The following is a 26,077-nucleotide window of genomic DNA, read 5'->3' as shown; positions in this document are numbered from 1 at the left end:
TTGCCTCAGCCGTAGTGCGGTACGCAGATGCGGCCCTCTGCGGTCTCGAGCACCTGAACCTCGATACCATAGAGCGCCTTGAGGTGAGGTGGCGTGATGACCTCCGACACGGGTCCCGAAGCAGCGAGCCCTCCATCGCGCAGCAGGATGGCCCGCCCCCCCAGCATGAATGCTTGGTCCGGGTGGTGGGTAGAGAGCACGATGCCGATGCCGCTGTCGGCCAGGCGCCGAATCTGCTGTAGCACCCGTACCTGATTGCCGAAGTCGAGTGAGGCGGTGGGCTCGTCCAGGATCAGGAAGCGAGGTTCCTGGGCCAGCGCGCGGGCAATGAGGCTGAGCTGCCGCTCGCCACCGCTGAGCTGCGGATAGGGCCGTTCGGCCAGGTGGGTGATGCCTAGTTGCTTAAGCGCTGCTTCAGCCGCGTCCTGGTCGCGGTGTCCTGGGCTGGCGAAGGCCGAAAGGTGCGCGGTGCGCCCCATGAGGACCATCTCCCGCACCGAGAAGGGGAAGTAGCCGCCGCCGGCTTGCGGCACATAGCCGAAGCAGCGCGCCATGGCGGGCCGGGACCAGCCGCCGACGTCCTGGCCGTCGACACGCACGCTGCCCCCAATGGGTTCGATCAGCCGCAGCAGGCTCTTGAAGAGCGTGGTCTTGCCGCTGCCGTTTGGGCCCAAGAGGCTCAGTGTTTCGCCTGCAGTGAGCGAAAAGCTGATGTCGCGGCCGATGGGCTTGCCGTCGTGCCCGATGACCAGCTCTTCCACCGAAAGCCGCGAGCGTGTCATTGCCACCCCCGCCGGCTGCGCGCGAGCACCCAGATGAAGACCGGCGTGCCGATGATGGCGGTCAGCACGCCCAGAGGGATCTCCAGGCGACCGAGGCTGCGCGCGGCCGTGTCCACCAGCAGGAGGAAGGCCGCGCCCAGCAGGGCCGAGGTCGGGAGCAGGCGTCCGAAAGAGGGGCCGACCAGGAAGCGGGCGAGATGGGGAATCAGCAGGCCGACCCAGCCGACGATGCCGCTGACCGAAACCACGGCAGCGGTCATCAGTGTGGCACAGACTACGGTGAGGCCGCGCAGCCGGCCGGTTTCCACCCCCAAGGCCCGCGCCTCCTCTTCTCCCAGGGTCATGACGTTGAGGCGCCAATGCAGGAGCAGCAGGGGCAAGGCGCCGAGCAGGAAGGCGGGGGCAACGGACCAGAGCTCATCGAGCCCGACGCCGGCCAGGCTGCCCAGCAGCCAGAAGGTGATGGCGGGGAGCTGGTTGTAGGGATCGGCCAGGACCTTGAGGAGCGCGACGCCGGAGCCGAAGAGTGTGCCGATCACGATGCCACCCAGTACCAGGACCAAAATGCGGTCGTGCTGGCGCAGCATGGCAGCGGTCAGCATCACTGCGCTGACGGCGGCAAGTCCGCCGACGAAGGCCATGCCCTGTATCGCGATGATCGGCAGCGACAGGAAGATGCCGAGCACGGCGCCCAGAGCCGCGCCCGACGAAACACCGAGAATGTCCGGTGACACCAGAGGGTTACGGAAGAGTCCCTGGTAGGCTGCACCTGCCGTTGCCAGGGCTGCCCCGACAACGATGGCCACCAGCACGCGCGGGCCCCGCACCCGCTCGATGACCGCCACGGCCGCCTGGTCGATCATTGGCGTCTGGCCGCTCAGCCGGGCCGTGGCCCAGGCGAAGAGCTCGTCTGGGCCAAGAGGATAGGAGCCGAGGGAAAGTGCCAGCAAGACGCCGGCGCCCAGCGCTGCCAGCGCCGCGCCCAAACGCCAATCGAGCAGGAAGTCGCGTCCCTTGCGCATTCCTATTCCGCGCTGGGACGCAGAAGGGCTTGCACCTCCTCTGTCGTCGGCTCGCGGTGATAGAAGAGCCGGTAGAAGTCCTTCACCTTCGCCTCGATGCCATCCTGAGAGAAGTGTTCAGGATAGAGCAGGCTTGCCAGCCAGGACAGACCGATCAAGCGGTTGGGGCCTGGCGGGAAATCGACCCAGGGGAAGGGGCTACGCGGCGCCGAGTATACCTGCCCTTCGCGCACGGCCGTCACCTGCTGCCATAGCGGATCCGGCTCTGCATTTGCGGCAAAATGCGGATCGACTGTGACGATGATCTCAGGATCCCAGTCGAGGATCTGCTCCATCGATACTGAAGCAAGTCCACCGCGCCCGAGACGTTCGCCCGCAACATTGGTAACGCCAAGCAGAGCCAAAACCTCCACATTGATCGAGCCGGAGAGAGCGGTTTCGAGGCCTGCCGGCCCGCGCGCATAATAGACTCGCGGACGTGTTGTCTCCGGTATCTGAGCGATGCGCGTGCGGATTGTCTCCACCTCCTGCTCCACCCAATCAGCCAGTTCTGCCCCCCGCTCCGGATGACCCAACAGCGCGCCGAGCGTGCGGAAGGTATCGGCCGTGGCGTGGAAGCGTCCGTCGAAAAGCAGGGTTGGAATGCCGCTTTGGCTCTGCACGCGCACCGCCAGATCGCGATAGGTTGGTGCGGTCGATCCGACGTCGATGATCAGGTCGGGCGCAAGCGCCATGACCGCTTCGAGATTTGCCGATCCACCGCGCCCGGTCAGTCGTCCCACGGTGGGCAGACTGGCATAGGTTTCCGGCAGCAGCGCCGCCTCATCCGGCCGGGGTGTCCGGGTCCAGCCGAGCAGCGTCTCGGGAGCGATGGCGTAGACAAAAAGTGAGGCCGGCGGGCCGGCGGCGAAGACACGTTCCACCTGCTCGGGCACGGTGATGCTGCGGCCGGTGGCGTCCTCGACCACGCGGTCCTGCGCCAGAACGGAGAGCGGCAGGAACAGGAGAAGGAGAACAAGGGACAGCAGCTTGCGAGTCATGACGGCGTCTCCTTTCCGATCAGGCGTTCCAGCAAAAGTCCGACCAGCAGGGCCAGGGCCAGATCGATGGCCACGGCCACACCTGCGGTAACGACCAGGAGCAGCAGGGGACGGCCGCGACGCTGGTGCACGTTGCTGGTCCGGCCGAGTTCAAAGGCAGCCAGCAGCAGCAGCGCTCCCAGCACGGCCTCAGGGATGCTCTGGAGCAGAAGCGCCGATTGCTCCCCGAGCAGGAGGCCGCAGGAGAGCAACAGCAGTCCGAGCGCGATCGGTGCGGTGCCGCTGCGCGCGCCAAGCCGGTACTGCGCAGCCAGCCCGCCGGCGCCGTGACACATGGGGATGGCACCGAAGGGAGCGGTCAGCAGGTTGCCCAACCCGGTCGAGATGCCGAGTTTTCGTTCGTTTACCGGATGCAGTTCGTTGGGATAGTAGCGGCGGGTCAGCGCCGCAGTGACCACGATGGCGTTGGCGAGGGTCAGCGGGACTTGTGGCACCGCTCCATGCAGAAGTCCGTCCAGCCAGGCCTCGCCCGAGGGCAGATGCAGCTCGGGCAGAGCGAAGGTCAGACTGAGCGACGGAACGGCGGGAAAGCCGTGCAGTGTCCAGTAGAGCAGAGTTGCCAGCGGCAGCACGATGAGCGCTGCTGGCAGGCGGGGCGCGCGCCACATGCACAGCAGGAGGGCGGCGAGAGTCAAGCCGCCGGTTGCCGGCGCGCTTTGGAGCAGTGACAGCGAGGCCAGGGCAAGCAACAGCGCGAGGCCAAGCTGCAGCCCGCTGGCGATGACGGGGCCAATGAGGCGGGCCAGCCAATTGAGAAGCCCAGTGAGCGATGCCACAAGGAAGAACAGGCCGATCAACAGGCCGGAAGCGGTTACGGCGCCCGGCGTCATCGGCAGCGCCACCATCGCCGCACCAACCGCCTTCATCGGCTGAACGGCCAGCGGGACGGCGAAGATGAGGCCCGTGGCGATGAGGAAGAGCCCAAAGCCGAACAGCATGCCCACAGCCGGCATGCCGACGGCAACGATCGCGCCCAGCAGATAGGGCAGCAGCGTCCCCAAGTCGCCGAGCGCGCCCGAGAACTCGCGGATGTCTCCGCTTAGGCGCGGACGTGCAAAAAGAGGTTTTTCATCGGGGCCTTGGCGCTGACAGCGCACCAGAACATCCGGCAACCAGCCACGACGCGCATGTTCGCGGCGGCGAAGGCCGGGCGGAGGTGGTCGACGCGCGTCAGCAACCAAGGTGTCCCTGCTTTACCGTTCCGGATCTGGGGCGGCGCACGGGATCCGGAAAGCTTGTGGATTCCATGCGCCGGCTTCCAGGTCCTACTTGCCGACGAGCACGTCGCTCGCCTTGATGACGGCGGTCGCCTCGTCCCCGGTTTTGAGATCGAGATCGTCGACTGCTTCGTTGGTGATGGAGGCGGTGATCACCGCTCCGCCGCCGACCTCGATGCGGACATGCGCCGTGGTCTGGCCCTTCTGGACCTCGACAACGCGGCCCTTGAGCAGATTGCGTGCGCTGAGTTTCATCACTTCACTCCTAGTTGGAATCTTCAAGCAGCGGCGCATCGAAGCCGTAGGAGGAGAGGATCGACTGTCCTGCTTCCGAAAGCAGGAAGAAGGCCAGGTTGGCGGCCTCGATGCGCTGCGAGAGCACAATCAGGCCGTAGCTGGCGCCCACATTCAAGGCCGAAGGCACTTGGATCACCTCGAGGCCGGGAACTTCCCGCGCTGCCAGCACCGCATTGGTGCAGTAGGTCAGGAAGAGGTCCGCCTCCTCCTCTTCGAGCAAAAGCCCGTAAAGCGTGCGATCCGGCGGCGGCTCCGGGGAGTCCGGCCCACCCACCAGTTGCATGGCTTTGGCTTCCAGTGCCTCCTGGGCACCGGCCTGAACTGCTTCGGCCCTGCCGAAGAGTGCCCAGGCATAGTCCCCGGAAGGATCGGCGCCGGGCGTCGAAATCGCCAGCCGCACCTCCGGATCGAGCATGCGCTCGAGGAGGTTGTCCCCGGTGATGCCCAATCCCGGTCGCGACAAACCGCACAGCCGATTCCCAGTGAATTGTACCACCGGACTCGTGCTTTCGCTGCGCAGCGCTTGCGGGTGCTTCATGTTTGCCGAAGCGAAGAGATCGGAGGCTTCACCGTCGGCCAGCCGCTCGCGCAGCAGACCCGAGGGAGCGTAGGTGGCTTCCACCGCCACCCCCGTCTCGGCGGAGAAGGCCTCGATCGCTTCGTTCATGGCCGCGCGCAGGCTGCCGGCCGCATGCAGTTGCAGCGGTTCGGCAGCCTGGACGGCAGGGGCAAGCATGCAGAGGCTCAACAGCAAAGCCAGACGCATGGTGAGCCGCTCCTCACGAGGCGTTCGGATAGAAGAGCTGCTCGCCGTTGAGCTCATAAGAGCCAATGGCTTCCTGCCCTTCCTCGGAGACCAGCCAGTCGATGAAAGCCTGGCCCTCCTCCGCCTTGACGTGTTCGTGCATCTCTGGGTTCACCAGGATGACTCCATATTGGTTGAAGAGGCGATCATCGCCCTCGACCACGATCTCCAGGTCGCCGCGGTTCTGGAAGCTGATCCAGGTGCCGCGGTCGGCCAAGGCATAGGCCGGCATCTGGGCGGCAGTGTTCAGCGTCGGCCCCATGCCGGAGCCGGTTTCGCGATACCAGTTTCCGCCCGGCTCGACATCGGCCATACCCCACAGGGCCAATTCGGCCTTATGGGTACCGGAATCGTCGCCGCGGGACGCAAAGGTGCTTTCGGTCTCGGCAATGGTGGCAAAGGCCTCCACAACGTCATCCGAGCCCGCGACCCCGGCCGGATCGCTGTTCGGCCCAACCACGACGAAGTCATTGTACATGACCTCAAATCGCTCGACGCCGTAACCTCCTTCGACGAACTCCTCCTCGGCGGCCTTCGCGTGGACAAAGACCACATCCGCGTCGCCGCGCCGCCCGGTGTCGAGCGCCTGCCCGGTGCCCTGGGCAATCACCCGGACCTCAATGCCCGTCTCCTCCTCGAAGAGGGGCAGGATGTGGTCGAACAGACCGGACTGCTCGGTAGAGGTGGTCGAGGCGACGGTGATGAACTCCTCCTGGGCCAGGGCCTGGGTGCTGCTCAAGGCAAGGGCCGACAGCCCGGCCAATCCCATGGCGGCACCGGCGAGGATGTTCCTCCGCGTCGAATTGAATTCACGCGCGTTCGTGTGCTTTACCATAGTAGCTCTCCTTTCATGAAGGCATCTGCAGCCTCGCTGCGAGGCTGTTCAAAGAACTCGGCTGCCGGTGTCTGCTCCAGCAGTCGACCGTGGTGCAAAAAGATCACCTCGTCGGCGAGGCGACGTGCCTGGCCCATGTTGTGGGTCGTCATCACGATGGTGACGCCGGCGCGGTGAAAGGCCTGGATCATCTCCTCGATGGCGTGGGTTGCCCCCGGATCGAGCGCCGCGCAGGGCTCATCGAGGAAGAGCACTTCGGGGCGTAGAGCCCAGGCGCGGGCCATGGCCAGGCGCTGCTGTTCGCCGCCGGACAGCACCCTGGCCGGACGGTCCGCCAGGGCTTCCAGCCCGAAATGCCGTAGGGCCGCCAGCGCCTGCTCCTTGCGCTGTGCGCGGCCAATGCCCTGGAGCGCCAGGGCGTGGGTTATGTTTGCCAAGGCAGAACGCCGCAGCATCACCGGGCGCTGGAAGACCATGGCGTGGCGGCGACGCGGGGTATTTGCGCCGGCACCCAACCATGTCACTCGTCCTTTCGTGGGCTGCAGTAGTCCGTGGCAGAGACGCAGTGTCAGGCTTTTGCCAGCCCCGTTGGGGCCGAGCACCATGATGCGCTGACCGGAAGTGACCTCTAGCCCGATGTCTGTCAGCAGCGGCTTGCCGCGAACGGCAAAACTCACAGCCTCTAGGCGCAAGGGGAGTATGCTTGGAACCCCGTGCATCAACTCAACCCGTGGTTCGCTGCGCAAAGCGCCCGGTTCCATAGGCCAGTGTGTTCAGCAGCAGGGTGAGGAGGATGAGCAGGATGCCCAGGCCCAGCGCCAGTGCCAAGTCCCCACGGGCGGTCTCCAGCGCGATAGCCGTGGTCATGGTCCGGGTGTACCCGGCGATGTTGCCACCGACGATCAGCACCGCGCCCACCTCAGCACTCGCGCGGCCGAAACCGGCCAAAACGGAGGTGATCAGGCTGAAGCGCGCGTCACGGAGCAGGGTGGGGATGGCACGAGCGGTGCTGGAGCCAAGCGAGCGCAGCTGCTCCTCATACTCCTGCCAGAGGTCCTCGATGACCTGTCGGGTGAGCGAGACGACGATGGGCAGGATCAGCACCGTCTGCGCGATGATCATGGCGGTGGGCGTGAAGAGCAGGCCGAGCCCGCCAAAGGGCCCTGAGCGCGAAAGCAGCAGGTAGACCACCAGCCCGGCAACCACTGGCGGGAGACCCATCATGGCGTTGAAGATGACGATGGCCGCGCCCCGGCCGCGGAATCGATAGATCGCCAATGCCGCTCCGATCGGCAGGCCGAGGAGCGAGGCAAGCAGCACCGCTGTCAGGCTGACACGCAGCGACAGTATGACGATCTCAACGAGCGCTGGATCCAGTTCTACGATGAGTCGCCACGCGGCCAGAAAAGCGTTTTCCTGTCCCATTCCCCTCCGTCCTTTGCAGACAGTATGCAAATCCTCTATGATTTAGCCAAGGATGTAATCAGTGCAGGATTTTGCTTAACAATGCAGAAGGCTCCGGAGTTAATGACCACGGCGGAGGTCGCCGAGTATCTTCGGCTGGGGGAGCGCACGGTGTACGATCTCGTCCGACGCAAGAGCATTCCCTGCTCACGCGTGAGTGGAAAACTGCTCTTTCCCCGGCGCCTGATCGACATGTGGATCGAGCGCGAGGTAGCGATGGAGGGGCCGGATCTAAGTGAGCCGCCGCCCATCGTGGCCGGAAGCAGTGACCCGCTGCTGGAATGGGCCCTGCGGGAATCCGGCTCCGGGCTGGCCATTCTCTCGGAGGGCAGCGGGGAGGGGCTGTCGCGCCTGGCGCGCGGCGAGGCCATGGCGGCTGCCATGCATCTGCGCGACTCGGACAGCGGCGAGTACAATCTCCCCGCCCTACGTGAGGCCGGTGGGCTCTACGACGCCGTGCTGCTGCACTGGGCCTGGCGGCAGCAGGGTCTGTTGGTGGCGCCGGGCAATCCGCTGAACATCCGCTCCCTGTCCGATCTGGCAAAGAGCAAGGGACGCCTGGTGTTGCGACAGAGCGGGGCAGGCGCGCAGCAGTTGTTACTGCACCTGCTTTCCGAGTCCGGATTGACTCTCGGCAGCCTGCACACCCTCGAGCGGCCGGCCCTCACTGAGAGTGACGTGGCCTCCTTCATCGCTGACGGCGAGGCGGACTGCGGCCTGGCGATCGCTTCCGTCGCGGCACACTACCGCTTGGATTTCGTGCCGCTGGTGCAGGAGCGCTTCGATATCGCGGTTCGCCGCCGGGCCTACTTTCAGCAACCGCTGCAGGCGCTCTTCGCCTTCATCCGCACGCCGTCCTTCGCCGCCAAGGCCAAGGCGCTGGGGGGCTATGACATCTCCGAAAGCGGGAAAGTGCTTGATGCAGGCTAGAACCAGTTGGCTCTAACACTTTGATTTAGACCGATTCACGCATTTAATCCGAGCCCAGGGAGGTTCGGATTAAATGCGATCCGGCTGGATCAGCGCCCCTGGAAGTGGGGCTGTCGCTTTTCGACGAAGGCCTGCACTGCTTTGCGATAGTCTTCACTCTCCATGGCCCGTCGCTCCACGGCCTCGATCACGGCCTGGTCCAGGTCTTTGGTGCCGTCGGACAGTTGACCGAGGATGGCCTTGGCGCCGGCGATCGACAGCGGGGCGTTGCGGGCCAGTCGCCCAGCCAACTCACGTGCAGAGGCCAGGGCGTCGATCTCCACCAACTCGTCCACCAGGCCCATTTCCTGCGCCTGCCCGGCCGGTAGCCGCTCGGCGGCGAAGAGGATGCGCTTGGCGTTGGTCAGCCCGACCACGTTGAGCAGATTGCGGGTTTCCTTCACGCCATAGACGATCCCCAGCCGGGCGGCGGGCACCGAGAAGATCGCATTGGACTCGGCAATGCGAAAGTCGTTCGCCACCGCAAGGCCGCAGCCGCCGCCCACGCAGTAGCCGGCGATGGCGGCGATGGTCGGCTGGGGCAACTTCAGCATGGCATCGTTGGCCTCGTCCACCGCCTCGGCATAGGCTTCGGCCTGTTCCGGTGTGGCGCGGACCGTCGAGAATTCCGAGATGTCGGCGCCGGCACAGAATTGCCCGCCGGCGCCGGTCAGGATGACGCAGCGGACTTCGGGATCGTCGGCAAAGCTGCGATAGAGCTCGGCAAGTCGGCGCCAGAGCGCGAGCGTAAGGCAGTTGCGCCGTTCCGGCCGGTTCAGTGTGACCACCACCACGCCGCCCGGCTCCCGGGCCAACTGAATCTCGCTCAAGGTCGCGCTCCTTTCCTACCGTGCAATCGCTGCGCCGCGTGCCGGCAAGCTTGCCCCTCGACCGGCGCGACGGCAAGGCAGGGAGTCTGACTTTTCGTCGCAGCAGCGCTCTCGACGATGCGATGCCTTGCGATCGTCCGAGCCGTCGCCTCCTGTGCTACAAGAGCAGTCATTCCATTGCCCCGCCCGCGCAGGCCACGGACTTGGAAGGGTCGAGAGCATGCTGGACGCCTTTGAGGAACATCGGATCGCGCTGGACGAAGCGGAGATCTATCTGCGCTGTGGTGGTTCCGGACCACCGTTGCTGCTGCTCCACGGCTATCCGCAGACCCATGTCATCTGGAACCGTATCGCCGCGACCTTGGCGGAGCGCTTCACGCTGGTCATGCCCGATCTGCGGGGCTACGGCCGCAGCCGGGGCCCCGCGCCCGATCCGGCGCATCGCCACTATTCGAAGCGCGCCATGGCCGGCGACATGGTGGCGGTGATGGAGCGTCTCGGCTTCGAAACCTTCGGCGTGGCAGGGCACGATCGGGGCGCGCGCGTCGGCTACCGCCTCTGCCTGGATCACCCGGAACGGGTCACGCGCTATGCCAGCCTCGATGTGATCCCGACCCTGGAGGTCTGGGAGGCAATGGACGCGGACGGCGCGCTCGCCACCTATCACTGGCCCTTCCTGGCCGTGCCCGCGCCGGTGCCGGAACGGCTGATCGGTTCGGATCCGGACTTCTATCTCCGCCACCTGCTGGAGCGCTGGGCCGCGGATGTGACCGCCCTCGATCCCGCCGCGCTCGAGGACTGCCTGACGCATTTCCGCGACCCGGCAGTGATCGCGGCCACCTGCGAGGACTATCGCGCCGGCGCCACGCTGGACCGCGAGCATGACCGCCAGGATCGCGAGGCAGGGCGCAGGATCACCTGTCCGATGCTGGTGCTTTGGGGACGGGACTATCTCGGCCATGGCGGCGAATCGCCGCTGGCTGTCTGGCGCCGCTGGGCCGAACATGTGGAGGGCAAGGGCTTCGCAGGCTGCGGCCATTTCCTGCCCGAAGAGGCGCCGGATCGCACGGCGGACGCGCTGCGTCGCTTCTTCGGACAGTAGGCGGCAGCGCAGGCACCGCCAGTCCACGCGCGCGGCGGTGAGCGGCCGCTTTCATTCGCCACCGTCGGGGACGGTTGCGGGGCCTTGCCTTTAACCCCCGCTCGCCAGAAGCTTGGGGCATCATGACCACGGCCACGCAAACAGCTCGAACGGAAGACTCGCACACGACCAAGCGGCGAATCGCCCTGGTGCTTTTGCCCGAGTTTGCACTGCTCCCCTTCAGTTCGGCCATCGAACCTCTGCGGGCGGCCAACCGCTTTCTGGGGCATGAGGCCTACGCGTGGGATCTGTTTGCGGCGACCGGACCGCGCGCCGAGGCCTCCTGCGGCATCGGTTTCGAAGTGCAGGCCCTGCCAGCCGAGCCCAAGGGCTATGATCTGATCCTCGTGTGCTCGGGCCTGCAGGCGCATCGCTTCACGGACGAGGCCCTGCAGGCCTGGCTGCGCCGGGCGGCGCGCAGCGGCATCGTGGTGGGCGCGCTGGGCGATGCGACATTCGTGCTCGCTAAGGCGGGTTTGCTGACCAACCGGCGCAGCGTCATCCACTGGACCTGCCTTGACGGTTTTGTCGAGAGCTATCCGGAAATCGATGTGCGGCCCGACTCCTTCCTGGTGGACGGCAACATCATCACCTGCTCCGGCGGTACGGCGGCCTTCGAGATGATGCTGCAGTTCATCGAGCGGGATTTCGGTCCCGCCCTGGCTGACCAAGTCTCCGACTACTTCCTCTACCTGCGCGAACAAGAGCATGGCGCGCGCGGGCCTCTGCCGCTTTCGATCCGGCTGCGCATCTCCCATCCGCGGCTGCGTAAGGTCGTGGAGCTGATGGAGGAGAACCTGGAGGAGCCGCTGGCGATCAGGGATCTGGCCGATGCGGTGGACATCTCCACCCGCCAACTGGAGCGGCTCTTCCGCAGCCAGATCAAGACCACGGCGAAGAAGTACTACCTGGAGCGCCGCCTGCAGAAGGCCCGGCGTCTTCTGGCCCACTCCGCGCTATCAGTCACGGAGATCAGCCTGTCCTGCGGTTTCCAGCAGCAGGGCCACTTCAGCCGCCAGTATCGCCTGGCCTTCGGCGAGAACCCAAGCGAGACACGGCGGCGAGGATTGGGCAGCCTTCCGACATGACGCTGCTGCTGGCGGCTTCGCCGGTGCTGCTGTCCGCCGGCGCCCTGCTGTTTGCCCGCCAGTCAGCCACTCGCGCCGGATTGCTCGGCCTGTTGACGGCGATCGTGCTTGCCCTCGCGCTGGCACAGTTCCGGCTGATGCCTGCGGCTCTGCTCGATGCGGTGCTGCGCGGCGCGCTTACCACCCTGGTGGTCGCCTACGTCCTGCTCGGCGGCGTGCTGCTCTATCAGGTGATGCGTGCGGGCGGCGCGCTGGAGACCCTCTCGGCGGCCGTGGCGCGGGCCATTCCCGACCCGGCCCACCGACTCTTCACCCTGGTGCTGGGCGTATCCGTCTTCTTCGAGTCAGCCACTGGTTTCGGTATCGGGATCGTGGTCTGCGCGCCGCTGTTCCTGGCGCTGGGCTTCACGCCCCTGCGTGCGGCCTTCCTGGCCCTCCTTGGGCAGTGCGCGGTGCCCTGGGGCGCGCTGGCGATCGGCACCATCCTCGGAAGCCAGTTGTCGGGCGTGCCGGCCAGCGTTCTGGGCACCCTTGGGGTGCTGCTGTCCTGGCCTTTCATCCTGCTTTGCGGCGCCTTGGCCATGGTGGTGGCCGGGCAGTGGCGCCCGCTGCCCAAGCGGGCGCTTCAGCTTCTGGCCTACGCCGCACTGCTGTGCGCAGTGCTCTGGCTCGCCTCGCTTTGGGTCGGGGTGGAACTGGCCGGCATTTTGGCCGGATTGGCCGTGACGCTCCTGGGTCTGCTCAGCGGGCGGCGTGCCCCAGTGGCACGGCGTGACTCAGCGACACAGCCGGAGGAACGGAGGCCTCAAGGTGCGCTTGCCCGCGCCCTGCTGCCGGTCTCGGTGCTCCTGCTGGGCTTGCTGCTCACCCGGCTCTGGCCCGCACTGCGGGAACTGAGCAGCGGCCTGCTAGTGTTCGAGGTGGAGCGGCTGGGCTTCGCGCTTCCGCTTTTGCATCATCCGGGCTTCTGGATGCTGCTGGGTGCGATCACCGGCGTCTTCGCGCTTTCTCTCAGCGGCAGTGAGGTGGTTCGCCTGTCCGGCCAGGCCTTGCGCCAGTGGGCGGTGGCAACCCTGGCGGTGGCCGGCTTTCTGTGCATGGCGCAGGTGATGTTCGATGCCGGCATGATCGCTGCTTTGGCGGAGCGCATCGCCGCGGCGCTGGGCGCCAACATGCTGTTGCTGATGCCCTTCATCGGTGCATTGGGCGGCTTTCTCACCGCCAGCAACGCCGGCGCCAATGCCATGTTCATGCAGTTCCAGGTGACCTCGGCTCAGGCGCTGGCCTTTCCCAGCGACGCCGTTGCCGCCGCTCAGAACGCGGCCGCCGCCAATGCCACCCTGGCTTCTCCCGGGCGGGTGGTGCTGGCGGCGACCGTGACCCAGTGCACGGGCCAAGAGGGACGACTGCTGCGCTGGGCCTTGCCCGTGGTGTTGGCCGGCACCCTTCCCATGCCGCTGATCCTGATGTGGCTTATCGGCTGATCAGAATTGATAGCTCAGCTTGAAGAAGGCGCGGGTTCCCAGGTCGTCGACGTGGCGGCTGCTGTAGGCCGGGGTCGAGATGCCAACCTGCAGATAATTCTTGTAGGTGATGCCGACGCCCACCGCCGTGACATGAGCCGAGCGGAAATCCATGTCGTCCATCTGATTGCGCAGCCAGGCGTAGTCGCCGAAGGCGAAGGCGGAGAAGCCGGACAGCGCGTCGCTGTGCGAGGCAAGGTCATGTATCAGGCTCAGAGAACCGGTGACGCCGCTGTCGCCGGAAAGCGAGGCAGCCGCAAAGCCGCGGCCGAGGCTATCGCTGCCAATGGACAGGCGTGCCGCCGACGGCAGGCGGGTCAGCGCCACCTGGGCGCGCGCACCGAAGTCTGCACGGAGGCTGTCCGTCAGTCCGTGACTGATGTTCAGATCACTGGATAGGAGAGTGAAATCAGGGCGGCCCTTGAAGCGCGCGCTCATCGGGTCGTCCGCAGCCGTGGCACCGAATGCATTCAGTCCCTGTGAGACGTTCAGGCGGGCCAGCAGACCGCCGCGCGTCAAACTGCGGTCGTAGCTGGCACTGACGCTCAGCCAGCGTTTGCGGTCGTCCACCACCTCAAGCGACCCGGCGTGGATGCTGTCGTTCTGCCCAGAGAGTTCTACCTGGCCAATCAGGTTGTGCTGGATGCGACGCAGGAAAGGGTACTTCAGCCAAAGCGTTCCCACGCGGCTGTGCACTTGCAGGTCCTGCTTGCGTGCATCACCGCCCGGCGTGGAGCGGACATAGGTCAGGCTGTAGCCGGCGCTGAGCCCGTTTGTGCCCAAGGGGTAGCTCTGGGTGAACTGGCCCAGGCGGAAGCGGCGCGGGGTAATCGGGTTGACCACACCCACCAGCATGCTCTGCTCGAACTGGTCGAGCAGGTTGGGACCCGTGCCGACGAGGGTGAGCTGCAGCGGGCCCGTATCCTCGTTGGTAAAATTGTCGAGTTGCGTGACGGCCGAGCTGGGAATGCGAGAGATCGCCAGGGTCAGGCGCCCGGCCCCCACACGTTCGGGAACCTGCTCCAGCAGCGCATCGACATCGATGCCTTCCAAGTCGGCGATCAGCAGCAGTTGCCGCTCCAACTGGGACACCCGCAGGGGCACCTGGCCGACCATCCGGTCGATGTAAGGCTGCAGGCGCTCTGTGATGCCGGGAATCTCGCTCTCGACCGTCACCTCTTCCAAATAGCCCTCGAACACCTCGATGCTGAGCACGCCGCTGCCGGTGTTCCAGGAGGTGACCAGGGCGCGCGCGTAAACATCGGACTCGCGATAATAGCGCTCGATCGCTTCGATCAGTGCCTCGATATCGCTGCGGCCGATGCCCTGCTCGAGCAGCGGCTGCCAAAGCGGCGCGAGTTCGTTGCGCGTCAGGTATTGGGCCCCGCTGATCTCGACCTGGGTCAGGCGGAAGGCCGTTTCCGGCAGGTCCACGAGACTGCGCCGCTCCAGGGGTACGGAAAGCGCGACCCGGCGCTGCATTTCCAGCGGCGGCCGGAACTCCTGTATCACCCGGTTCTGTTCGACGATGACGTTCTGGATCGCACGGTTCTGAGCCTGGGCCCCAGGGGCTCCGGCCAGGAAAACCGGGGCAAACAGCAAGGCGAGTGAGAGCTGGGCACGTTGCCGCAGCCGTTTTAAAAGCGATCGTTGGGGTGCGGCACAACACTGTGGCATCTCTGGAAGCTGGGTCCTACTCGTGACATGGGTGATCGGACCCGCTGGCCGGTCCGTTGTGAACAATCGGAAGGGCCGGGAAGAGAGGGAGACGCTGCATGGGGCAACAGCGTCTCCCAGTCCCGAAGCTCGGGGATCGATGCTTGGGGCATCTTGGCATTCCCCACCCCCCTTTTGGGCTGCCCGAACCTACTATGCACCCCTTTCGGGTGGCCTGTCCCTCGTAGTGATTCGCATTGTTTTGCTGTTTGTCGTAAAAGGCATAAAAGAAGTGCACGGGACCGCAATGCGCCATCTGGTTGAAATTGGAAGAAAACTCGAGTTGACGGCCACCGCCTTGGGTTGTCTTACTCGAAAGGAACTTTGCGCGGCTTTCGAGCGGGTCAATCCCAGCACCGTGCTGACGGTGCAGAACAGCTACAACTGGATGAGCGGGCGTGCCGCGCCACGCAATTTCAGCCTGTTCGAGGACTGGGCGCAGGTTCTGGGCTTGCCCGAAGGCCCCCACTTCATCATGTCGTCGAGCCTGCCGGACTTTGCTGCTGCCCTGAGCCAGCGCTTTGCGCTGCCGGCCTCGGCCTTGGAACCCCTGGGTCTCTCGGGGCGAGGTCGCAGGGAGGCAATGCAGACGCCGGCAAGCTGGCGCAACGCTTCGCTGCTGCAAGGCAGCTTTCTCGTTCTGAGCGCGGCCTGGTCGCCCCTGGCCCGGGGGCAACTGCTGCTGGGCGCGATCCGCTTCGAGCCCTGCAAGGAGGGCCTCTCCGCCGTCTACAGCGAGCAGCTGCTGGGGCGCTGCGTGCGCTTCAGCGGCGAGGGGGCGGAAGACGGCCGCAGCGGCCAGTTGGTGCTGCAGTGCGACGCCAATGCCGGGACCTACTTCATGTCCTTTCACCTCCCGACGCTGCCCGGAAATCTCTCCGGCGGTATCTTCGCCGGCAACGCGATCTATGATCCGCAAGCGCAGCCCACGGCCGGGGTTCTGCTCTTCCTGCGCAATCACGGCCAGGATCACGACGACTTGGAAGCAAAGCTCGGCTATGTACCGCTTGAGCCCAGCGAATTGGCGCGATGCCTCACCTGGGTCGGTTACGGCGAGGATCCGGACTTGGCCGCCGAGTGCGCCCTGATGACGCTGCTGACCGAGCGGGAAGCGGCGCCGGTGCTGTCGGTGCGGCAGGAGGCGGTGGCCGAGGCCGCTGCCTTGTTGGACCAACGCCGGCTTCTTATGTCGAAAGCTGTATCATAGGGCTTCGCGCCCCGCTGGTGGCTCGCTCCGCAGTTGCCGGCAGGCCGGGAAAGGGAGATTTGATGTCAGAGAACAGCGTCCCCGAAACGCCGTCGCTCGAAACGCGCCGGCAGAGCATCGACCGCGACTACCGCCAGACCAGCGCCGAATACTACGTTCCCTTTCGCGGCAGCTATATCACTGCTCCGGTCATCACCCTTTCCCATGATCTGTTGATCTATCGCGCCGACAATGGGCGCCTGATTGCTGAAATGCAGGAGTATCTGCTGGGCCGCGGGCTGGAACGCGAGGCTTGGCAGCGCGAGCAGGACAGCCGCGAGGTGCAGGTTACGCTGCACGAATTGCTGCTGGACAAAGCACGCGATCCTCAGGGCCCGATCTATCAGGAGCTGGAGCGTCAGGCGCAGCAGATCGAGCCTCTGCTGATCACCGTGGACGGCGTCGTGGTCAACGGCAATCGACGCCTAGCCGCGATGCGCGAACTCCTGCACGGGGATGCGCAGCGCTATGCCGGCTTTGCCGAGCTGCGCGTGGCGGTGCTGCCGGCGGATATCGAGCCGGCCGACGTCGAGTTCGTGGAAGCCGCCCTGCAGATGGCGCCCGAGACCAAGCTGGCCTACGGCTGGGTCAACCGTCGCATGAAGCTGAAGCACCAGCGCGACACCTTGAAGCTGGCGCCGGAGCGGATCTGCGAAGCCTATCGGATCGACGAACCGGAACAGCTCGACCGTGAGATTGCCCAGCTGGCTCTGGTCGAAGACTACCTGGAGAATTTTCGCGAGGAGCCGGGCCACTACGGCCTGGTGGGCGACTGCGAAGCACTTTTCGCCGGCCTGCAGGAGCAATTGGCAGCCTTACCCAAGGAGTTGCGGGGGCATTGGCGTTTGGCCGGCTTCACGCTGATCGATGGCCGGCAGGCAGTGCAGGGGCCGATGGGCAGCTACTTTCCCTTTGCAGCTCCCGTGCCTGAACAGATCCCCAGCCAGGCGCTGCGGCGCTTTGCGCAGGAGCGGGCGATGGTGGTGGCCGAGGAAGAAGGCAACGATACCGCAGGCATCGACGGCTCCGGCTGGCAGGAGGATGTCGATCTCATCTTCGCCAGCCCGCAGCACAGTGCACGCAACGCCAAGCTGCTCTATGAAGTGATGGAGGCGCTGCGCGCCGAGCACCACGAACGGCGTGCCCCGGCGCGTGCGCTGGCACGTGTCTCCAAGGCGAAGGAGATGCTGGGCGACCTGACGCCGGAGACGCTGAACGACAAGCAGCGCCGCCGGCTGCGCGCTGACATGGCCGCGCTGCAGGCCCAGGCGGCCTATCTTCTGGGTGAGGGAGAGGCACCGGCGAGATCGGACGGTGTGATCGACCGGCTCTATCGCAAGCTGCGGGCCTGAGCGAGGTTCAGTTCAGTCCAGCAGGCCGGCGACCTCTTCCGCCAGGGCCAGGCTCGCGGTCAGACCAGGACTCTCAATTCCGAAGAGATTGACCAGGCCGGCCACGCCATGCTCCGCCGTGCCCTGGATCACGAAGTCGGAGGCCGGCGCGCCCGGTGGCGTGAGCTTGGGGCGGATGCCGGCATAGCCTGGCAGCAGAGAGGCGTCGGGAAGTTCGGGCCAGTAACGGCGCACCGCCGCGTAAAAGGTTTCGGCCCGGGTTGGGTCCACATCCAGTTCCTCCGGCCCCTCGACCCATTCCACATCGGGGCCGAAGCGCGCCTGCCCGCCGAGATCGAGGGTTAAGTGCACGCCCAATCCGGCGGCTTCCGGCACCGGATAGATCAGGTGGCTGAAGGGCGCCCGGCCGGCGAGCGTGTAGTAGCTTCCCTTGCAATACCAAGCCTGGGGCACGGCACTCGCGGGAAAGCCCTCCAGGCTGGACGCCAGACGGGGCGCGTGCAGGCCAGCGGCATTCACCACCTGGCCCGCCAGCAGCGTCATGGGTGCGGCGCCGCCCACTTCCAGGCGGATACCGCCATCTTCCACGCCGCCGCCGGTGACCGCTGCGTCGAAGGCCAGCATGGCGCCGGCATCCTCCGCCTCGCCTTGGTAGGAGAGCATCAGGCCATGGCTGTCGAGAATGCCGGTTGAGGGGGAGAGCAGGGCGCCCACGCTGGCAAGCGCTGGCTCGCGCGCCTTCACCTCGGCCGCCGAGAGGAACACCAGGTCGTCCACGCCATTGGCCGTGGCCTTGTGCTGCAACGTCTCCAAAACCGGGAGCTGTGCCTCCTCCGTGGCGACGATCAGCTTGCCGCAGCGGCGGTGCGCGATGCCGCGGCTGGCCAGGTAGTCGTAGAGCAGCGCCTTGCCGCGTACGCAGCTAAGGGCTTTGCGCGAGTCCTGGGGGTAATAGATCCCGGCATGGATCACCTCGCTGTTGCGGGAGGAGGTCTCGGTGCCGATCGCCGTTGCCGCCTCCAACACGATGACGTCCCGCCCAGCCTGCGCCAGGGCTCGGGCGCAGGCCAAGCCCACCACGCCGGCGCCGATCACAACGCAATCTATGCGCTCCATTCCACCCTCAAATCCGTTTCGCAGCGCCGGCGATCATGCCGCTCCAGCCGCGTCGAGAAAAGGTCGCTTCAGCGCAGCGAGAAGATCACGGGTACGGTGAAGCTGTAGCGTTGCCCGCCGATCTCCGGCGGCAACGGGGGCAGGGGGTCGGCGCGGCGGATCATCTCCTCCACCGCCTGGTCCAGCACTTGCTGGCCGGCACTGCGCACGATCTCGTAGTTTAGCACGCGGCCCTCGCGGTCCATCTCGACACGCAACTGGGCCGTTCCCTCCTGCCGCAGGCGCTGCGCGCGCCGCGGATAATCCTTGTGCCGTTCGAGCCAGGCGAGCAGCAGCGCGTGATAGTCGGCCTCGGCGCCGGGATTGCCGCCGCTGCTGCTGTCCGGCCCGTCTCCGGCCTCGTCTTCCGCCGCGCTGCCCGCCGTGCCCTGATTGCCGGCAATGTCGCTCGTTTCCGCCTCGCCGCTGTCGGGCGCCGGGGCATTCGCCGGTTCCGCCGGTTCCGCCGGTTCCGGTGTGTCTGCTGCTTCCTGTGGTGCCGGAGTCGTCTGCGGTTCCGGGGCAGGTGCCGGGGCAGGCTCCGGAGTTGGTCGGGGCGCAGAGCGGGGTTTGGGTGGCGGTGCCGCGGTGGGGGCTGGGCGACGTTCGGGTTCGGCGGCGATCACCGCTTCGTTCGGCGCCTCCACCGCCTCTGCGGGCGTGTTATCCGACGTCTCTTCCGGTGTCGGCTCTAAGGGCGATACCGCGGCTTCTTCGGCCTCGACCGATTCAGGCTCGGTGACTGGCTCGCTTTCATCGACAACAGCCTCAGTCTCAGTCGAGGCATCTGCCAACGCTTCAGGCTGTGCCTCGGCCTCCAGCTCGCTCTCCAGCGGAACGACTTCGGCAACCGCAGCGTCCGGCACCTCTTGGCTCTCCGCCGCAGTGGAATGGACTTCAGGCTGAGCGGTGGACACCTGATCCACCTGGGCTTGGGGTTGTGGCGTGCTGGGCTGTGCCTCGGCGACCTGTGTCGTCTCCACAGGTACGGTTTCCGGCAGTTCCGCCTGCTCCAGCGTCTCGCTCACAGTCTCCTCAAGCGGGCGATCCTCCGGCGGCGTTTCGGGCTGCGGTGGTTCGGTTTGGCTGGCGGTCTCGCTTTCTTCGCTCGGCTCCGCCGTCTCGCTGGCGGCGGTCGCGGCGACACTGCCGGGTGCGCTCCCGGCGGGGCCGAGCGCGATCTCCACGCCGCCCTCGCCGGTGGCGGCGGCACCGGGGGTAGGCGTCTGGATGAAGGCCGCCAGCAGCGCTGCATGCAGACCGAGCGCGATCAACAGCGCCAGGATCCAGTGCCGGGGACGCAGTTGACTTGGCGTCACGGTTGGGCGTCTCGCTGGGGCTGGGTGATGAGCTGCAGCCGCTCGATGCCGTGGCCGCGCAACTCCTCCATCAGGGCCACCACCTCCGGCGTGTCAGCCCGGCCGTCGGCGCGCAGCCGCAGCTTCGCCGGTCCCTCTCCATCCAGAAGCGGGGCCAGGTGCTGTCCCAGCTTGTCGCGCGAGACAATCTCGCCGTTCAGCGCCAAGCTGCCGTCACGCCCCAGCAGCAGGTTCGGGATCTCCGGCTGCGGCAGGCCCTCACTGATGGATTCAGGTGCCTCTACTTCGAAGGGATCACTGCTGGTCAGGCGACCAGCCACCATAAAGAAGATCAGCAACAGAAAGACGATGTTGATGAGGGGCAGCAGCGAGTCTTCGCTGCTGCGACGCCGATGTCTGGGAGCAAAGCGCACGGATTGCCTCCTCAGCCCGCCGGCGGCAGCAGGGCCAGCTCCTGCAGGCCCAGGCTGTCCAGTCGGTCCAGTACGCGCACCGTCTCCTGCAGTGGTACGCCCGGGCCGGCCCTCAGCAGCACGCGCTGATCCGGCACCCGCTCTAGGCGGGTGCGCAGCCGTTGTTCCAGCTCGACGACGCTGATCCGCTCACCGGCCAGGTGCAGGATCACTCCAGCACCCTGGTCGGCTGCGCGCAGCTCCACCAGCATTGCGCCTTCGTCGCTGCCCGCCGCAGCCGTCTGGACCGGCGTGCCCATATCGTAAGCGCGCCATTCCATGAAATTGGACGCCAGCATGAAGAAGACCAGAAGGATGAAAACGACGTCGATCAGCGGCGTCAGCGAGATGCCGGCGCGGCGGCTGCGGGGACGCGCAATGGCAAAGCGTCCGGCGGCGCTGTCATTCCCCGGCGGCATGCAGGCGCAGTGCTCCTTCGTGGCTGTCCGGCGCAGGCCGCTGGACGCGGGGCGCTGCGGTGAGATCGACAGTGAAGACCTGGGTAACCAGGCTTTCCATTTCGAGCGCCTGGCGCTCGACCCGGCGCTCCAGCAGGTTCAAGAGCGCCACCACCGGAATGGCCACGGCAAGGCCCACCGCGGTGGTCAGCAGGGCTTCCCAGATGCCGCCGGACAGGATCGAGGGATCCACCCGATTGCCCGCCTGTTCCAACGCCTGGAAGGCGGCGATCATGCCCAGTACCGTGCCGAAGAGACCCAGCAGCGGCGCCAGCGCGCCGATCACTTCCAGCGGTCGGAAGCCGCCACGCAGAGCCTCGACTTCCTCGCTGCCGAGGCGTGCCAGTTCCTCACGCAGCATCGGCTCGGGCAGGTCGTCGCGCAAGCGGCCGCGGATCGCCAGCGCGAGCAGTCGCGCGCCCGGGTTTCGCGCGCCGGTCAGGCGGTTCAGCGCCTCCTCCGCCCGGCCACTGCGATAAAGCGCGAGGGCGGCGCGGGCGCGACGGTTGATGCCGACGCCCAGGCGCCCGAACTGCCACAGCTTCATCAGGATGATGGCAAGAGCCACGACCGAAAGCACCAGCAGGATCGCAACGACCGCGCCGCCTGCCTGAAGCAGTGCCAGCGGCTCGGCGAGCGGGCTCAACATCTCGGCGGGCAGTCCCAGAATTTCCGGTGGCGCTGCATCGGCCATACCGTCGAGGCCATCGTTGCCGTTGGCGATGGGGTCAACCTCGGGACCGGTTGCCTCTGCCGCCGCCGGTTCGGCCGTGGTCGCGCCTGGGGTGGTGCCTTCGGCGGCGGGCGTTTCGCTTTCGTCCATACTGCTGTCCTCGCTTTCGACACGGCTCCAGGGATTGCTGATCCGTGGGAGCGGTGTCTCGCATGCAAATGCGAACCACTATCGTTCGCGCCTTCTAGCCTATGCCCTCCGGCCTGTCGAGCCTCCTGCGGGCGACTTTCGGGAGTGGCCACCGAACTGTCGGGCGGCTGGGCGCACGATCCACACTTGTGCCACAGGTGTAGGCGATTAGAGTCGGCTGCAACAGTCGGAGGATGAAAGCAATGGGCGCAGTGACCGCCGTCACAGATGAACTGATGGATGCTTTGAAGGCCCTGCTGGGCGAGCGGCTCTCTACCTCTGCCGCGGTGCGCGAGCAGCATGGCAAGGACGTGAGCTTCCACGAAGGCCATCCGCCCGATGCCGTGGCCTTCGCCGAAACCACCGAGGAGGTGGCAGAGATCGTGCGCCTTTGCGCGGCGCATAAGACACCGATCGTTCCTTTTGGCACCGGCACCTCCCTGGAAGGGCACATCTCTGCCCTGAAAGGCGGGGTCTGCATCGACCTGGGCCGCATGAACAGCATCATCGAGGTCAACGGCGAAGATCTCGATTGCCGCGTCCAGGCCGGGGTCACTCGCAAGCAACTGAACGAGTATCTGCGCGATACGGGGCTGTTTTTCCCCATTGATCCCGGCGCCGATGCGTCTCTAGGCGGCATGGCGGCAACGCGGGCGAGCGGCACCAACGCGGTGCGCTACGGCACCATGCGCGAGAACGTGCTGGGCCTCACCGTGGTGACCGCCGACGGCCGCATCATCCGCACCGGCGGGCGGGCACGCAAGTCGTCGGCCGGCTACGACCTGACGCGCCTTTTCGTTGGATCCGAGGGCACGCTGGGCGTCATCACCGAGGTGCAGCTACGCCTGCATGGCATCCCTGAGGCCATCTCGGCCGCTGTCTGCCCTTTCGAAACCCTGGAGGGGGCGGTGAACACCGTCATCTTGACGATTCAGTCCGGCATTCCGGTCGCCCGCATCGAGCTGCTGGACGAGGTGCAGATGGGCGCCTGCTCCGAGTACTCGGATCTCGGCTATCCGGCGCTGCCGACCCTCTTTTTTGAGTTCCACGGCACCGAAGCCGGCGTGAAGGAGCAGGCCGAGCGGGTTGCCGAGTTGGCGAGCGAGTTCGGCGGACGCGACTTCCAGTGGGCCACCCAGCAGGAGGATCGCACGCGGCTCTGGCAGGCGCGCCACGATGCTTACTGGGCCGCCAAGGCCCTTAAACCCGGCAGCGGCGGTTGGGCCACCGATGTCTGCGTGCCGATCTCCCGCCTCGCCGAGTGCATCATGGAGACCAAACGGGACATCGAGGAAAGCGGACTGCTTGCGCCGCTGGTGGGGCACGTGGGCGACGGCAACTTCCACCTCGTCTACCTATTGGCTGAAGGTGATGAGGAGGAGTATCGCCGCGCCAGTGCCCACAACGACCGCATGGTGATGCGCGCCATCGCCATGGGCGGCACCTGCACCGGAGAACACGGCGTCGGCTACGGCAAGATCCCCTTCCTGCAGGCCGAACACGGCGAGGCCGTGGCCCTGATGCGCCAGATCAAGCAGGCCCTGGACCCCGACGGCATCATGAACCCGGGCAAGGTGCTGCCGGCGTGATAGCAGACTGGTCGAACCTCTACTACAGAGGTTGCGCTAGCGGGAGCGGCACATGATATTCCATAAGCACCGCTGTCGTGTTGCGTGATTCAGATCTAACCTCTGGAGGGGCCTGTGACCGTAAAGACCACGCTTAGCTTTACCGAACGGCACCATCGTTACCTGCAGGAAAAGGTTGCGCAGGGCGAGTATGCCTCGCCGAGCGCGGCAGTCGCTGCGGCCTTGGAACAGGTAATCCGCGATGAGGAAGAGCGCAGCACCGCCCTTGCGGCGGCGGCAGATGAGATTGTTGCCCGAATGAAAACGCCAAGGGCGGAGTTCGTAGAGCCGAAGGTTGCTTTTGCTCAGGCCCGAATAGCTCTTCAGGCGACGCGCAAGGTGTGAGCTACGCGGTCTGGTTACACCCTGCTGTAGCTGGCGACTTTGAGGCTATTGGCCGTTGGCTGTTCGATTACGCCGGGCCCCAGACAGCGGTGCTCAAACTGTCTGAGATCGAAGCTGCAGTGATGAGCCTTGCGGAAATGCCGCATAGAGGATCAGTCAGGGACGAGATTGCCCCTGGATTGCGTGCTATTCCAGTCGGCCGGAAGGCGGTCGTTGCTTTCTCAGTCGATGACGCCCGGCGCGAAGTGATGGTGTATTCGGTCACCTACGGCGGTGCTGACTGGATGAGTAGAAGTGTTACGCGGCAGCGATCGCCGCATGCCCAAGACCCAGACTGATCCTGTCTGGGGATTCCCGTTGTCCGGCGACTCCTCTGTTACTTCTGATCTATTGCATCGGTTACCGACCGCCGGGCATAGAAGCCGTAGGGGATCAGCAGCAGCCAGACATAGAGCGCTCCGGCCGTCGAGAGCGGCGCGATGGCCAGCGAAATGCACGCGACAAGCGGGCCGCCGAAAAGGCTGCGCCTGGCCGCGCGAATCTCGTCCAGTGTGTCGGCCGAGGCGATGCGCTGCGCGAAGGTCAGAACGGCGATCAGCAGGGCCCAGCTCACAAGCAGGGTGCCGGAGAAGCCCATCACCGCCACGGGATCGTCGGGGAAGGAGGTGATGTTGCTGAGGCTCCAGGGGGTAAGCGTCACCGTGGCCAGGAAGGCCAGGGTGAGCGAGTGGTGGAAGGCTGTACCGCGCGGTGTCAGCTCGCTTGCCATGTGCTGCAACCGCCACAACACGCCGACCACGAAGAAGGAGATTATGTAGCTCTCCAGCACCGCTGTGTTCGCCAGCAGGACCCTCAGGAAACTCTCGCCGGCCTCCCGGTCGGGGATGCGCAGTTCCAGCGCCAGCAGGGTCAGCACGATGGCGAAGACCCCGTCCGAGAGGGCGTCGAGGCGCTGGGGTGCGGAGGCAAAGCGGATGCGGGGCAGGGGCAAGGCGCGGCTCCTCAGCGCGAGTCCGCGAAGAGCTCGTCAAGCCAGTCATAGATCACGGCGTTGGCCAGCGGGAGATTGCCGACCTGGCAGTGCATGTCCGCGCCTTCGGCCGTCGTGAAGATGCGCTTTCTCACAGGGCCGGAGATGGTGTTGGCAAAGGCCTCGACCTGGCGCAGGGTTTCCTGACCCTCACCATCACCCGCGAGCGCAAGTGCCGGGCAGCGTATATCGGGTAGGTTGTCCACCCGGTAGTCTTTCAGTGCCTCGATCCACTCACTGAAGCTCTGTACCCCATAACGCCGGCAGGTCGCTTTGAAGTTGAGCTTCGTGGCTGGCGGCATCACCTCGTCCGGCACGCTGTCGACCTCATCAAGCCGAAGGTCGTCGGCCTGGTCGGACGCGCCCGAACTGCCCTTGAGGAAACCCGACATATAGGCGTCCAGATTCACGATAGGGGCGTTGGCGATCAAGGCCTGGAGGCGCGGCTCGTGGGCCGCTGCCCGCACGGAAAAGTAGCCGCCGAAGCTGATGCCATAGAGCGCCAGTCGCTGCGGATCCACATCCGCCCGTGCCAGCACAAAGTCGACGATCGCCCGCACGGGCACCTCATAGTCGGGCCGGAAAGTGAGCTGTGGGTGACGGCGCATCGTGCCGACCTGGCCCGGGCCTTGGACGCTCAAAACTGTCCATCCGCGTTCCAATCCGTCGCGAGCGGCCTGGTACCAGAGCTCCTCCGTTGTGCCGTCGAAGCCCGTCATGCAGATAAGCGTCTTGTTCGGCGAGGCGCTGTAATCCGGACGTGCCAGGAAGCCGGGCAGCGTTAGCCCTTCGTAGGGAACCTCGACCGGTTCGACGACGTAGGGAAGGTGCTTTGCGGCACGCGCGAAGGCCCCGGCGGAGGCCAGTCCCAGGCGTTGCGCCTCTTCGCCGAAAGGGTCGCAGAAGTACTCGGCCGAGCGATAGTAGCTCGATGCGCGCAGGAAGTGCTCGCGAGCGGAGACGCTGTGGCCCCGCTCCTCCGCCTGGCTCGCCAAGGTCATCAAGCCGTCGGCAAGACTGCCGAAGGCCGCCGGCCAGGCGGTGGGATCATCGCTGCCCATGCGCGCGCGGGCGGCCATGATCTCGCCGGGGCTGCCGCCGCCGGAGGTGCAACTCCCGAGCAGCCGCATCAACTGGAAATCAAGCTCTCCCGAGGCGAAGCCCTGGATGCGCGTTGTCGTGCGCTCGACCGACGCCATGACCATCCTCCCGTGTGCTGATTCAAAGGGAGACTGCCAGTTGGGGATTTCTGTCGTCAAGCTTCGGCGGACTATCCAGGGTAGCCCTCGAAATCGGTATAGTTACCAAAGGCTTTACACCTGCCACGGCACAGGCGCGTGCGGAATGATTGCGTTTCGCTTTGGAGGGACTAGGGGAAGTCGCAGTGTCCGCCTATACTCGTCCGGCGGCCGGCGACGGGCCGGCCGGCATAGGGGCCAGG

At 65.9% G+C, this 26,077-nt stretch carries 27 protein-coding genes; 9 read left to right on the top strand and 18 right to left on the bottom strand.

The window, feature by feature from the left end; genetic code table 11:
- Window positions 1-5: 5 nt before the first annotated feature.
- From P2G67_RS10725 to P2G67_RS10685, 9 genes are all read right to left on the bottom strand, one after another.
- Window positions 6-782, bottom strand: a complete 777-nt coding sequence (locus P2G67_RS10725; RefSeq protein ID WP_275822897.1) for an ABC transporter ATP-binding protein — start codon at window positions 780-782, stop codon at window positions 6-8.
- Window positions 779-1,804 (bottom strand): FecCD family ABC transporter permease, encoded by a 1,026-nt coding sequence (locus tag P2G67_RS10720; RefSeq protein ID WP_275822895.1) that lies wholly within the window; start codon window positions 1,802-1,804, stop codon window positions 779-781. The genes P2G67_RS10725 and P2G67_RS10720 overlap by 4 nt, the downstream gene beginning before the upstream one ends.
- A gap of 2 nt (window positions 1,805-1,806) precedes the next feature.
- Window positions 1,807-2,844 (bottom strand): iron ABC transporter substrate-binding protein, encoded by a 1,038-nt coding sequence (locus tag P2G67_RS10715; RefSeq protein ID WP_275822893.1) that lies wholly within the window; start codon window positions 2,842-2,844, stop codon window positions 1,807-1,809.
- Window positions 2,841-4,001, bottom strand: coding sequence for a putative sulfate/molybdate transporter (locus P2G67_RS10710; protein ID WP_275823345.1), 1,161 nt, complete (start codon window positions 3,999-4,001; stop codon window positions 2,841-2,843). The genes P2G67_RS10715 and P2G67_RS10710 overlap by 4 nt, the downstream gene beginning before the upstream one ends.
- 168 nt (window positions 4,002-4,169) lie before the next feature.
- Complete coding sequence (locus P2G67_RS10705; RefSeq protein WP_275822890.1) at window positions 4,170-4,376, bottom strand: TOBE domain-containing protein; 207 nt, start codon at window positions 4,374-4,376, stop codon at window positions 4,170-4,172.
- Between the two features lie 10 nt (window positions 4,377-4,386).
- A complete protein-coding gene (locus P2G67_RS10700; RefSeq protein ID WP_275822888.1) occupies window positions 4,387-5,184 on the bottom strand; it encodes a molybdate ABC transporter substrate-binding protein in 798 nt (265 codons plus the stop codon).
- A gap of 13 nt (window positions 5,185-5,197) precedes the next feature.
- Entirely contained in the window at window positions 5,198-6,058 is an 861-nt protein-coding gene (locus P2G67_RS10695; RefSeq protein WP_322099691.1) for an ABC transporter substrate-binding protein, read from the bottom strand.
- On the bottom strand, window positions 6,052-6,750 hold the full coding sequence (locus tag P2G67_RS10690) for an ATP-binding cassette domain-containing protein (protein ID WP_275822885.1): 699 nt from the start codon (window positions 6,748-6,750) through the stop codon (window positions 6,052-6,054). The genes P2G67_RS10695 and P2G67_RS10690 overlap by 7 nt, the downstream gene beginning before the upstream one ends.
- 31 nt (window positions 6,751-6,781) lie before the next feature.
- Entirely contained in the window at window positions 6,782-7,483 is a 702-nt protein-coding gene (locus tag P2G67_RS10685; protein WP_275822882.1) for an ABC transporter permease, read from the bottom strand.
- Window positions 7,484-7,564: 81 nt separating this feature from the next.
- Here P2G67_RS10685 and P2G67_RS10680 point away from each other — a divergent pair, with 81 nt between their 5' ends.
- The gene (locus P2G67_RS10680) at window positions 7,565-8,452 is read left to right on the top strand and encodes a substrate-binding domain-containing protein (RefSeq protein ID WP_275822880.1); all 888 of its coding nucleotides are present in this window, start codon (window positions 7,565-7,567) and stop codon (window positions 8,450-8,452) included.
- An 89-nt stretch (window positions 8,453-8,541) separates the two neighbouring features.
- On the opposite strand, the gene P2G67_RS10675 is transcribed toward P2G67_RS10680, so the two are convergent.
- A complete protein-coding gene (locus P2G67_RS10675; RefSeq protein WP_275822878.1) occupies window positions 8,542-9,321 on the bottom strand; it encodes an enoyl-CoA hydratase-related protein in 780 nt (259 codons plus the stop codon).
- A 220-nt stretch (window positions 9,322-9,541) separates the two neighbouring features.
- Between P2G67_RS10675 and P2G67_RS10670 the strand changes: the two genes are divergently transcribed.
- From P2G67_RS10670 to P2G67_RS10660, 3 genes are all read left to right on the top strand, one after another.
- A complete protein-coding gene (locus P2G67_RS10670) occupies window positions 9,542-10,423 on the top strand; it encodes an alpha/beta fold hydrolase (protein ID WP_275822876.1) in 882 nt (293 codons plus the stop codon).
- Between the two features lie 122 nt (window positions 10,424-10,545).
- Window positions 10,546-11,550, top strand: coding sequence for a GlxA family transcriptional regulator (locus P2G67_RS10665; RefSeq protein ID WP_275822874.1), 1,005 nt, complete (start codon window positions 10,546-10,548; stop codon window positions 11,548-11,550).
- Window positions 11,547-13,034, top strand: coding sequence for an L-lactate permease (locus tag P2G67_RS10660; protein ID WP_275822872.1), 1,488 nt, complete (start codon window positions 11,547-11,549; stop codon window positions 13,032-13,034). Before P2G67_RS10665 ends, P2G67_RS10660 begins: the two co-directional genes overlap by 4 nt.
- On the opposite strand, the gene P2G67_RS10655 is transcribed toward P2G67_RS10660, so the two are convergent.
- Window positions 13,035-14,675, bottom strand: coding sequence for a ShlB/FhaC/HecB family hemolysin secretion/activation protein (locus P2G67_RS10655; RefSeq protein WP_275822870.1), 1,641 nt, complete (start codon window positions 14,673-14,675; stop codon window positions 13,035-13,037).
- A gap of 397 nt (window positions 14,676-15,072) precedes the next feature.
- Between P2G67_RS10655 and P2G67_RS10650 the strand changes: the two genes are divergently transcribed.
- The gene (locus tag P2G67_RS10650) at window positions 15,073-15,996 is read left to right on the top strand and encodes a hypothetical protein (protein WP_275822868.1); all 924 of its coding nucleotides are present in this window, start codon (window positions 15,073-15,075) and stop codon (window positions 15,994-15,996) included.
- 62 nt (window positions 15,997-16,058) lie between these two features.
- Complete coding sequence (locus P2G67_RS10645; RefSeq protein WP_275822866.1) at window positions 16,059-17,387, top strand: hypothetical protein; 1,329 nt, start codon at window positions 16,059-16,061, stop codon at window positions 17,385-17,387.
- A 12-nt stretch (window positions 17,388-17,399) separates the two neighbouring features.
- On the opposite strand, the gene P2G67_RS10640 is transcribed toward P2G67_RS10645, so the two are convergent.
- The 5 genes from P2G67_RS10640 to P2G67_RS10620 all read right to left on the bottom strand — a co-directional run bounded on the left by P2G67_RS10640 (window position 17,400) and on the right by P2G67_RS10620 (window position 21,594).
- Window positions 17,400-18,503 (bottom strand): NAD(P)/FAD-dependent oxidoreductase, encoded by a 1,104-nt coding sequence (locus tag P2G67_RS10640; RefSeq protein WP_275822864.1) that lies wholly within the window; start codon window positions 18,501-18,503, stop codon window positions 17,400-17,402.
- A 68-nt stretch (window positions 18,504-18,571) separates the two neighbouring features.
- On the bottom strand, window positions 18,572-19,861 hold the full coding sequence (locus P2G67_RS10635; protein ID WP_275822862.1) for an energy transducer TonB family protein: 1,290 nt from the start codon (window positions 19,859-19,861) through the stop codon (window positions 18,572-18,574).
- Entirely contained in the window at window positions 19,858-20,274 is a 417-nt protein-coding gene (locus P2G67_RS10630) for an ExbD/TolR family protein (RefSeq protein WP_275822860.1), read from the bottom strand. The genes P2G67_RS10635 and P2G67_RS10630 overlap by 4 nt, the downstream gene beginning before the upstream one ends.
- Window positions 20,275-20,285: 11 nt before the next feature.
- The gene (locus tag P2G67_RS10625) at window positions 20,286-20,732 is read right to left on the bottom strand and encodes an ExbD/TolR family protein (protein ID WP_275822858.1); all 447 of its coding nucleotides are present in this window, start codon (window positions 20,730-20,732) and stop codon (window positions 20,286-20,288) included.
- Window positions 20,716-21,594 carry a MotA/TolQ/ExbB proton channel family protein gene (locus tag P2G67_RS10620; protein WP_275822856.1) on the bottom strand — a complete coding sequence of 293 codons (879 nt, stop codon included), beginning with the start codon at window positions 21,592-21,594 and terminating at the stop codon, window positions 20,716-20,718. Before P2G67_RS10620 ends, P2G67_RS10625 begins: the two co-directional genes overlap by 17 nt.
- 242 nt (window positions 21,595-21,836) lie before the next feature.
- Between P2G67_RS10620 and P2G67_RS10615 the strand changes: the two genes are divergently transcribed.
- The 3 genes from P2G67_RS10615 (at window position 21,837) to P2G67_RS16425 (ending at window position 23,944) form a co-directional block, all read left to right on the top strand.
- Entirely contained in the window at window positions 21,837-23,222 is a 1,386-nt protein-coding gene (locus P2G67_RS10615) for an FAD-binding oxidoreductase (RefSeq protein ID WP_275822854.1), read from the top strand.
- A gap of 114 nt (window positions 23,223-23,336) precedes the next feature.
- Entirely contained in the window at window positions 23,337-23,606 is a 270-nt protein-coding gene (locus P2G67_RS10610) for a hypothetical protein (RefSeq protein WP_275822852.1), read from the top strand.
- Window positions 23,603-23,944 (top strand): type II toxin-antitoxin system RelE/ParE family toxin, encoded by a 342-nt coding sequence (locus P2G67_RS16425; protein WP_367575376.1) that lies wholly within the window; start codon window positions 23,603-23,605, stop codon window positions 23,942-23,944. Before P2G67_RS10610 ends, P2G67_RS16425 begins: the two co-directional genes overlap by 4 nt.
- 38 nt (window positions 23,945-23,982) lie before the next feature.
- Here P2G67_RS16425 and P2G67_RS10605 read toward each other — a convergent pair whose 3' ends face one another.
- Window positions 23,983-24,597 carry a TMEM175 family protein gene (locus P2G67_RS10605; protein ID WP_275822850.1) on the bottom strand — a complete coding sequence of 205 codons (615 nt, stop codon included), beginning with the start codon at window positions 24,595-24,597 and terminating at the stop codon, window positions 23,983-23,985.
- A gap of 11 nt (window positions 24,598-24,608) precedes the next feature.
- The gene (locus tag P2G67_RS10600; RefSeq protein ID WP_275822848.1) at window positions 24,609-25,835 is read right to left on the bottom strand and encodes an alpha/beta hydrolase family protein; all 1,227 of its coding nucleotides are present in this window, start codon (window positions 25,833-25,835) and stop codon (window positions 24,609-24,611) included.
- Window positions 25,836-26,077: the final 242 nt, after the last annotated feature.

The sequence above is a fragment of the Aquibaculum arenosum genome, assembly GCF_029222965.1.
Classification (GTDB): domain Bacteria; phylum Pseudomonadota; class Alphaproteobacteria; order Kiloniellales; family DSM-21159; genus Aquibaculum; species Aquibaculum arenosum.
The sequence above is the reverse complement of the archived record's forward strand: the minus strand, read 5'-3'. Positions and strand labels throughout refer to the sequence as shown.